Annotated in this window: 7 protein-coding genes and 1 tRNA gene; 1 reads left to right on the plus strand and 7 read right to left on the minus strand. The window is 45.4% G+C overall.

Going from position 1 to position 9,585, the window contains the following annotated elements; genetic code table 11:
• Positions 1–588 precede the first annotated feature (588 nt).
• Genes ACYSNS_RS14320 through ACYSNS_RS14345 form a run of 6 tightly spaced genes read right to left on the minus strand, consistent with a single transcriptional unit; the run spans position 589 to position 6,699 of the window.
• The gene (locus tag ACYSNS_RS14320; RefSeq protein WP_461723858.1) at positions 589–1,578 is read right to left on the minus strand and encodes a Rieske 2Fe-2S domain-containing protein; all 990 of its coding nucleotides are present in this window, start codon (positions 1,576–1,578) and stop codon (positions 589–591) included.
• Positions 1,575–2,645: a DUF3419 family protein gene (locus tag ACYSNS_RS14325; RefSeq protein WP_461723859.1), complete on the minus strand. Its 1,071-nt coding sequence runs from the start codon at positions 2,643–2,645 to the stop codon at positions 1,575–1,577. Before ACYSNS_RS14325 ends, ACYSNS_RS14320 begins: the two co-directional genes overlap by 4 nt.
• Positions 2,645–3,916 carry a F390 synthetase-related protein gene (locus ACYSNS_RS14330; protein WP_461723860.1) on the minus strand — a complete coding sequence of 424 codons (1,272 nt, stop codon included), beginning with the start codon at positions 3,914–3,916 and terminating at the stop codon, positions 2,645–2,647. Before ACYSNS_RS14330 ends, ACYSNS_RS14325 begins: the two co-directional genes overlap by 1 nt.
• Positions 3,909–4,709 carry an MBL fold metallo-hydrolase gene (locus ACYSNS_RS14335; RefSeq protein ID WP_461723861.1) on the minus strand — a complete coding sequence of 267 codons (801 nt, stop codon included), beginning with the start codon at positions 4,707–4,709 and terminating at the stop codon, positions 3,909–3,911. Before ACYSNS_RS14335 ends, ACYSNS_RS14330 begins: the two co-directional genes overlap by 8 nt.
• Positions 4,706–5,686: an NAD-dependent epimerase/dehydratase family protein gene (locus ACYSNS_RS14340; protein ID WP_461723862.1), complete on the minus strand. Its 981-nt coding sequence runs from the start codon at positions 5,684–5,686 to the stop codon at positions 4,706–4,708. Before ACYSNS_RS14340 ends, ACYSNS_RS14335 begins: the two co-directional genes overlap by 4 nt.
• A gap of 11 nt (positions 5,687–5,697) precedes the next feature.
• The gene (locus ACYSNS_RS14345; protein ID WP_461723863.1) at positions 5,698–6,699 is read right to left on the minus strand and encodes a 3-oxoacyl-ACP synthase III family protein; all 1,002 of its coding nucleotides are present in this window, start codon (positions 6,697–6,699) and stop codon (positions 5,698–5,700) included.
• A gap of 1,999 nt (positions 6,700–8,698) precedes the next feature.
• Between ACYSNS_RS14345 and ACYSNS_RS14350 the strand changes: the two genes are divergently transcribed.
• The gene (locus ACYSNS_RS14350) at positions 8,699–9,130 is read left to right on the plus strand and encodes a GNAT family N-acetyltransferase (protein WP_461723864.1); all 432 of its coding nucleotides are present in this window, start codon (positions 8,699–8,701) and stop codon (positions 9,128–9,130) included.
• Positions 9,131–9,460: 330 nt separating this feature from the next.
• Here ACYSNS_RS14350 and ACYSNS_RS14355 read toward each other — a convergent pair.
• A tRNA-Met gene (locus tag ACYSNS_RS14355) sits at positions 9,461–9,537 on the minus strand.
• Positions 9,538–9,585 lie beyond the last annotated feature (48 nt).

Here is a 9,585-nt window from a genome sequence, read left to right on the forward strand (position 1 = left end):
CCCCCCCCCCCCCCCCCCCCCCCCCCCCCCCCCCCCCCCCCCCCCCCCCCCCCCCCCCCCCCCCCCCCCCCCCCCCCCCCCCCCCCCCCCCCCCCCCCCCCCCCCCCCCCCCCCCCCCCCCCCCCAACAATTTAAACGACTTAGACATGTGTAGACCCGCTTTTCTTGTCCTGCTCATTCTCAGAGACTGGAACATCCCAACCATACCATTTCCATAAACACCCAATAGGAAATAGTATGCCTTACATCACGCGGGATTAATCAATGATTGCACCATTACAGCCCCGCGCAGACTTAATTCTCGCTATTCTTTGCCATATAGCTGGAAGATTTTCAATAGCAATTTGACGACGGCAGCGTTTATCAGCCTCTTTTTGCGTCATATTACTAAAATGCAATGATGATATTTACAAAAAACAACACCATAATTTCGACAAAACATTATAGTTTGTCAACTAAATAAAAAAACTTATGATTTATTATATTAGTCGTATTATAAATTATATTTTTACAATACGACTAATATATATCATGATTATTAAAATATAATCTATTCATGACATTCGATAATCATTAGATATCAAATTTCTAAATATCCATTTTAATCTCTATCGATGCCCTATCCATCAAGGAACCTTTTGAAGCGATGATATCTTCTATCATTGGCCGGAAGATATCAAGTGGAGACCGCGCATAAGGCGGGTAACCTGCGCGGCGCATATTCGCCAACGCATCCGACATAATAGCTTTATCCTGTTCAAAAACCTTCCTCATGATAGTAATGAATAATATTGCCTTCAAATATCCCAAGCCCTTCTGCCTTGGCCCACGCATAACGGCAAAAGCCATGAAATGATTGCTTTCAGAACGAGTAAAATACATCGTAAAAACGAGATTAAGCCCGGTTGCCGAATAATATTCTAAGGAGAGATTACCCGGCATTGCAAAACGATTGATGGCGTGACTGCGTTCTCCTTCCAGCAAACGAGAGATGATGCCGTTCTGTTTTTTTTCACCTTGATGATTGATGATAAGGATGCCATTTTCAATACCGGCGGACAAAGTCAGCTTGTTTCGGTCACCCTTGCTTCCTCTTACCAATCCCTCATGTACAAAAACAGTGTGGGTTGGATCGAGCGCATTTTCAATGACATCTGCAAGGGTGGACTCGATCATGCTTTCCATCACCACCGTCACCGCCTTCTGTCCATCCCAAACCAGATCGGTGATAGGACGTGCCTTGTCTTTATCTTTGGTGATAAATATCAAGCCGAACCTCTCACAAACATCATAGGCACGAACAAAGCGCCTCGGTGTTTCACCGGAATAAAGCGGAAGGTGCGTACAATGCCCTTGGCCGTTAAAACGCCAACCATGGTACGGGCATTCAATATCGTCTTTACGGACACGGCCTTTTGAAAGACTAGCCCCGCGATGTGGACAAATATCGCGTAAGCAGTTCAGTCCTGTGCTGTTACGGAAAATCACCAATGGTTCATCCTCGAACATGATGCGTATAGGTTTTGTCTTAACTTTTCGAGACAACGCAACAGCATGCCAAAAGAGTGTTTCCGTCATGATAAATCCCCTATTGTTCCTACACGGATTTGATAGATGATCGCCATATCTTTTTCACTTAACCGGCGTGAATAAGCCTCATCACATTGGAGACTTGTAAATGGCAGTTGATGATTGACCATAAAAAGTCGTTCGCAAAAGAGTGCTCCATTCGCACTTGCAGCCATGATCCCTTTCCAGCAATCACGATATTGCTTATGGCTGCAATATGAACCAAAATCCGAGAGGGAAAAGCCATCAATATTGCAAATCTCCAAGCTTTCCAAGTCGTCCAATCTGCCCGTCAAAATCCTAATGCACTTCAGACGATCTTTTACACGTTGATAATTGTGGGCTTGCATGTGTAGCGGAAGAACAAGATTATCTTCGTTTTGCCTACCTTCAAATATCAACTTGGCGAAGTCACTTGCACTAAAAAGAAATTGGCTTGCCGCATGACGAAATCTCCTGGCCAAAATGTCTGCGACTTCATCGGACGACGGCAAAAATGCTCCACCGGGCTCGCCAAGAACATGTGTCCATAAAAATTTATTGGAAGAAAGCCTGATCAGCCAACGTAACAATGGGCCGTCGAACGCGCGCTTCCATATCTCTTCCTGGATTTTCACCGTCGAAGCGGCAAATAGCTGTTTGATTTGTCGCCCTTTGAGCAAGCGAAGTCCCTGCGCATTCGCGCAAAGCACGCGCTCCCACAGCCCGCTATACCAAACTCCTTTTTGAACCTTTTTTGCGTTTTTCTGCCAATATTCTTTGTCACCAATGGACATTCCAGCCATCAATTTTTCAAGAGTCCGCAAGCGCGCGCTATCGTGGATAACACCGATAAATCTCAAATATTCTTGATAGTCTAAATGACTTATCGCCGCCATTTTCAGCGTGAGTAAAGCATTTTGTGCGCTGTTCATGTCCAATGCTACGATCTCGGTGGCATCGGTCAATAAAAGGTCGAGTGCACGCCCGCCAGAGCCCGTCAAACATAAAATCTTTTTAGCATCACGCAAGACGTCGATCTCACTTGCGCCGTCTTCATTGCTTGAGGTAAAATAGAGCCGGTTGAGAAACTCCATTATTGCACCGGACCATATTGGTTTTCGATACGACGAAGCTTTTTGCCCTCGCGGTTAGAGCTTTCCAACACCCCAAGCTTTATATTGCGAAGAACGCCAAATCCGGAAAACATAGCCTGCAATTTTTCAATGGCACCGGCATAGATTTCCGCGGAATAATGTGGCGGCAGCTGTAGCTCGACAGTACCATCGGCGCGATGCAACAATCTGAAATCCGTAATTTGCGGCGAACTATCAATGATCGCATTACGCAAAATGTCAGGCGTAAGAATGACGACTTTACCATCTTCGCATTGCAACTGAAAGCTATCATCTTTGCGCCCGACAATTTCAGACACAAGCATATATGGCGATCCACAAGGACAAGGCTGCTCGTCCATTCGCAACAGATCATTCAAGCGATATCGTGCCATGATTTGAGTATTGCGGCTAAAATCGGTGATAACCGGACTAACCAATCCGTTGCTGCCTTCTTTCTCAAGCGAAAAATGCATAACATCCTCACAAAGGTGCAAACCGCCGTGACAACATGGTGTCGCAAGCAAACCCTCCGAAGCCATATAAATCTCGTCTACCCTCACTGAAAAATGCGAAGAAATGATTCCACGATCAAAAGGATCAAGCACCTCGCCAGCACTGAAAAGCCTTTTTAACGGCAGGTTTACATTGGCATGGGCAAGATAACGCAGCAAATGCGGCGGTGCGATCAGGCTATCTGGCTGGTAGTGATTGATGTTGTCTACGACTTGTTCAACACCATCATTAAGATTGAAAAACCTTAGTTCAAGCCTCCATAAATGGTTGGCAGATTGATAGAGCGGCGTCTCCATAGGCAATGCAACCGCAATTCGTGCTGATGTCTTAGGATAAGATGGAAGCAATTTGCCAAGCATGGTACCCAGCCAAACGAAACGTTCGCGGTCGGATATAATATAATAGGTGCGATTTCCGCTGGTTCCGGTGCTCATCCCACAATGCATCTTTGCGATAGATCCGTTACCAACTATAGAAGCGCGAACGTCATCCAAACTTATCCTAGACTGATTAAAGGCCGAAAAGGATTCCATCATGATTTGCTTGTTGATTATCGGCAAATCGTCCAGCACTTGGTATCGTGCCCCCTGATAAAACGAAACTCCTGCAACAGATTTTAGTAACCAGTTTTCCAGCTTGCGCTTTTGCCAAGCATCAACGTCAGCGCGGCTTCGCAATTTTTTATAGAGCCGCTTCGTGCGTATAAATGCGTTAACGGCATAGATTTGGTTAAGCATCAAAATTCCCCCTCGTCGGTTCGTGACAAAGCATAATTTCGTAACCTTTTGCTTCTAAGTCACGCACGATCTCCAGAACTTTTTCGTTCTTGCTCGCATCGTCCATAATGAGCCTAGCAAGCCAGCTCGGCCCTTGACTGCGATCTAAGGTGTTTAACAACCATGCGCTATCGACTGCATAGAAAAGCTTCCACCCCGGAAAAATCAAACCAAAATGACCGCGAGCATGTCCCGGCAATGGTAAGGCAAAACACGCGCCATTTCCAAAAAGATCAAAGCTCTTCAACCCCTGGATGTTTTGGTGCTCACATTGCTCGATTGGCCTTGCCCGTGCAAAAAAGTCTTTTGGTAAGAGTTCAGGAAATATACCTTTTAACCAAAGCCGAAACACCGAGCTGTGCGATAACTCATCGATAGCGATCCCACTGACGAGAAACCTCGCTTTTTGAAACCTGTGTAATGCGCTAATGTGATCAGCATGGAAATGGGTAATAATAATGGTCGATATATCATCTGTTGTGAGAGCATAGCGTCTTAAAGCGCAGCAGATTTGCCCCTCTTCAATCAACTTCGGGCGCAACAGCTTATTATAGAGTTTCAAGGCCCAAGACCTTTGCTTTCCGTCTGTTACGAACCTGTTGTAGCCGGTGTCAATCAGACATGGACCAAGCGGCGTTTGCGGCAATAGTGCCCACCTTACAGCAAACTTTTTGCGCCCCCAGGACCCTTTGCGTAGAACAAGTCGTTCTCTAGCGCTTACAGTCGCTGAATTGAAAAAGATAGGCTTTTTCATTTTGCCACCTCATCGAACACTTTGTTGAGACCGTGAACAAAACTGTTTTTTGGTTCAAAACCTAAATACTTTTTTGCATGGCTGCAGTTAAGCGTTTGCGAATATGCGAATATCCCCAGCCCGTACGTCGTTATGGTTGGCTCAGGTTGGCCAAACGTTAGCTTTGCTTTTAATTCGATCAACTTCACCGCTATCCGGGCCAAAGGTAGAGGAAGTGTTTTCCAGTGAAGTTTAAATCCTGTTTTATCCGCAACCGCCTCAACGATTTCGCGAATTGTAAGTTGTTCATTACCAGCAATGTTGAATATCCGACCAGCAGAACTATCCGATGCAAGAAGTACAAGCCGGACGGCCTCGACGCAATCATCAATATAGGTCAAATTTGTCATCGCCTTGCCATCACGCAATAGCGGTATGGCGCCCTTCTTCATTGCTCTTACAAGACGCGGCAATAAGACGGTATCTCCCCTGCCATAGATCGCTCGTGGTCGTAAAATGATCGGCGATAGATCCTTTGCTTGCAAAATGTCGAGCTCAGCTAACCTTTTTGTTGCGGCATATGCGTTTACCGGTTTCGGTAACGGAAACGTCTCTTCAATATCAATCTGATCCTTAAAATCAAAATAGACACTGGGAGATGAAATGAAAATCATTCGTCTGCACCCAAGCCGACGCGCCGTACTAATCATTGTTTGGGTTGCAACGACGTTGGCACGATAAAATGCAGAGTATTCGCCCCAGGGGGAAGAAAGACCCGCGGCGTGAATGAGCGCATCATGGGGGCCTAAATCGGCCAAACGATTGTACGCTTCAACATATTGCAAATCCACAGAGACAAAATTAGCACCGAGCTTTTCAAGCTCCTGTCCCTTCTGCCGGTTTCTGCCTATGGCTGTAATTTCATACTTCTCGGCGACAAGTTGCTTTACAAGAGACTGCCCTAGAAAACCTGTAGCACCGGTGACCAATATCCGCATAACTGGCTCCTTTATGCTTGATAGGCGAGAGCGCCGAAAGACAAGCCCGCCGATGTGCCAAGAAACAAGATACGCGCACCTGATGACAACAGGCCCTTACCCGCTGCATGATGTAAAGCTATGGGAATCGAAGCGGCGATCTGGTTGCCATGATCAGCCATAATATTGATGACTTCTGCATTAGCGAGTCCTGACTGTTTAACCAGATGCGCGAGCGCTAACGGGCTCGCCTGATGCGGGATAACCAAGTCAACGTCCTCACGGGCCCAACCGGCTTTCGCAAGCGTCCTTTCTAAAAAACCATCGAAATGTGCAACCGTATGACGAAATAATGCTTTGCCTTCCATTGCGAAGACGCTGCTTTTGACGAAGTCATCGTATTCATGTGCCAGTGATATCCGAGTTCCGCCAGCGCCGATCTGACAATCCTCATACCCTTCCGGGTAGGTTTCCATATGAGCACCAACCACGCCGCGCTTTTTGGTTTCATCACGTACCAAGACGGTGGCTGCTGCACCATCGCCAAACAGCGCAGCCGTCTCAATATTGGTTTGCCAAGGCAGCGCGCAAGAAGCAACCTCACTGGAAACAAGGAGAATCGTTTTGTAGCGTTGCGTCGATAACAATGAAGCCGCAACATCAAATCCAGCGAGAAAACTTAAGCACGTCGCATTAATGTCGAAAGCTGCAGCTTGCCCACCAGTAAGCGATAATGAACGCATCAATAAAGGAGCCGTTGCCGGGATAGGTTGATAGCCTACCGCCGCCGCGAAAAGCACGAGATCAATCGACGCTTTGTCGATATCCGCATTAACAATTGCATTCTCAGCGGCAAGCTTCGCCAACGTTATCTGACTTTCAGGAGCCTGCAAAACTGGTCGTGACTTGACTCCAACCCTTTTCTCTATCGTACCGGTTTTAAGGCCAAACTTACGTTCGATCGCAACCGTCGATAGCCGATTTTCCGGTAAGGCGATACCAATACCTTTCATAGTCACTGGAAGATGATTCATTTGATGCAATATTTCCCCGTTTTGAACATTGTTCACGATATATTATGAACGATGTTCATTTTTGTCAAGCCTTATTATTCTTAATAAAAAATCATTGCGTCTTGATCATCTTTGAGCACAGCAGCCATATGCAACCTCAAGTTTTTGGCCAATTCATCGACAATTTAAGCCATTATATCTCTAACGCTCAATGAAATGGGGCAATCTGGTAGGCGCTGAAGAAGCTATGACTTGAATGATACAAATGATAACCCCATGATTGCCATCGGCATATTGGTTGACTTCATCAAGCGTAATATTGGCATGGCCGAGATGAATACAGAGCTGAGAGGTAAGCAATGAACCAACAAGCTGTGCTACGAAATCTTCAAAAATGTACCAATAAGTGAAAATATTGCCACGAGATATGTGCCCTGCATACTCGGCCGCATAAATACCATCCTATGCGGCCACCGAAAAAAATATCAGAAAACCCCGACTGTAAAACACTAGCTTCTAATGTTTCATCCAATCGCTCACTTTAATTTTCCGAGAATGTCTGCACCTACGGTTATCTCGTCACTGCAATTATTCATGATAACAATCACAGCCTGAACCAAATCCTCAACCTTCTCATCACATCCGTTAGTAAGCACGTGATAGGCCATCATCTCAACATACGAAAACTATGCGCCTGTTTTACCTTGGTTATAGCGCCGACTGCCTGATTGGAGCCGTTCAGCATCGCACAAAGTTTGCTTGGCGTAGCATTGCTGTTCTTGACTTCTTTGAATTGCAGTATATTGGCAAAGCGCATGAGCCCATTTTTATCGAGCGCCTCCCCCCATATTTGTAAAAGAAACGATAGAACTCAGCACGCCCGTAAAGAACGCAAACAGAATACTTGACCTTGTCGCGTGGCACATCCAACTGGATGGTTGAATTCACAATACGCTCCATTGCTTGCGGAACGCTATAATTGTGCTTACCTCGAATGAGGATATCCTAGCGGAGAGAATGGTTTAAAAATTTGCGCCTTGCCTATTTGGGGGGACACACTTTGTCATAAGGCCAAGATAAGACATGGTAGATAAGGATAGTATCCGTAGTCGTATTTCTGCACAGAAAATTCCCGATCTTACCCGCTATTTTGCAGGCCATCTAACAGCCCTTCAAACGGTATAATTTACGGGGCTTAATCGCAACCCCGTCAACCTCTTTTATAATGATTTGCTCGAGCGCTTCTATGCTGCATGCGAAGCTCAACGTCCAATATATGATAATGTCGAAGCTGACGAAAGTCTGTTTGGTCCATGCGGTGTCAAAGGCAAACGTGGACGCGGTGCTTATGGAAAGATCACTACCTTTGCGCCTTTGCATGCGATGTGCAGGGTTTATATAAAAATTGTTTTGGATTGCTCAAGAGGAGCGCTACACGGTAGCATGAGCGGCAGAGTGGACATCGCTTGCATCGTAGACTCCGATGGATGGTGCGGATATAGCGGATTGGTTGATTTTGGGTATGTGCATTTACCCGTTGATCATTCCAAGAACGAATTTGTCAGGAGATGAAGTGATATTAATGTTATAGATGGGTTCTTGAGACTGGAAAAGTCCGGTTCACCAGTTTAAAGATATTCCTGACCAAATATATCCTTTGCATCTAAAAGAATGTGACTTGCGCTACGACAACCGTTTTTCCGATAAAGCAAAACTCATGCTACGATATCTCTAAGCAAATCCAGTCATAGGGAAAAACCGAAAAATATAGTATATTATCCGGTACAACGATCGGTAAACCATTCCATATTATTCGAGATAAACTATCTCAAAAATATTGAAATGTCATATCCTCGCATACTTGTTATGGAAAGCTACTATACTAATAAGGTTCAACGAAAATATAACCATTTTCAGAGGTTTATGTCTCATTGCATTGATTTGAATTCCGGTTCTTGGGCGTAACACTCTATTTCCCGTTATCCGCTCGTCAGTGTTTTTGAACAGAATATGTAAAAATATGATACGAAAATTCATTGAAACCGATATTGATGAGATTATGGAAATTTGGCTTGAGACCAATATTCAGACCCATTCTTTCATTCCAGCGGCATATTGGCACAATCATTACACGGCTGTCGCGAAAGCCCTCCCTGAGGCAAGCGTTTATGTGTACGAGGAGAATAACAATATTCATGCTTTCATTGGTGTAACAGGTGGATGTTATATAGCTGGTTTATTCGTTAAACCCGAATACCAGTCCGTTGGACTAGGACATCAATTGCTCAATACTGTCAAAGAACGGTACAACGCGTTAGAATTAAGGGTCTATGCACGAAATCAACGTGCCATCGAATTTTATAAACGTAATGATTTCAACACCGTCTCAATTGAGACCGACTTTGCCTACAATGAAGAAGAATATGTGATGCAGTGGTGTGCTCATCTTTAGCATGTGACGAAAGCGGTCTAAATCATGCAAATCCAATTCGACGGACAGACCAACAATTTTTCTTTATCATCCCGACCTTTTCGTCGGCCCCAACGATGCGCTGAAGTCGTTTAAAATCCGGTATTTCGGGTGTGAAGAGTTTTTTGAAGAGTTGGAAAGCCCCGGCACCAAAACAGACGGGGCTTGTGTGATCGATTTTTGTTTTGGGGCAAGATTTGTGGTTTTCTGCCCGGCTGCATCATTTATGCCTCGTAAAGGGCCCTGGATAAGGTTTAGAGGGACAGGACGCATTACCAAAAAAAAAACCACCATAAGGGTGGGTTTTATATTTGGTTGCGGGGGCAGGATTTGAACCTGCGGCCTTCAGGTTATGAGCCTGACGAGCTACCGGGCTGCTCCACCCCGCGCCAGGGTGATTACGGGATATAGGGCGCTTTATATTTCCAGTTCCGGTT

Source organism: Bartonella sp. LJL80 (assembly GCF_054871565.1).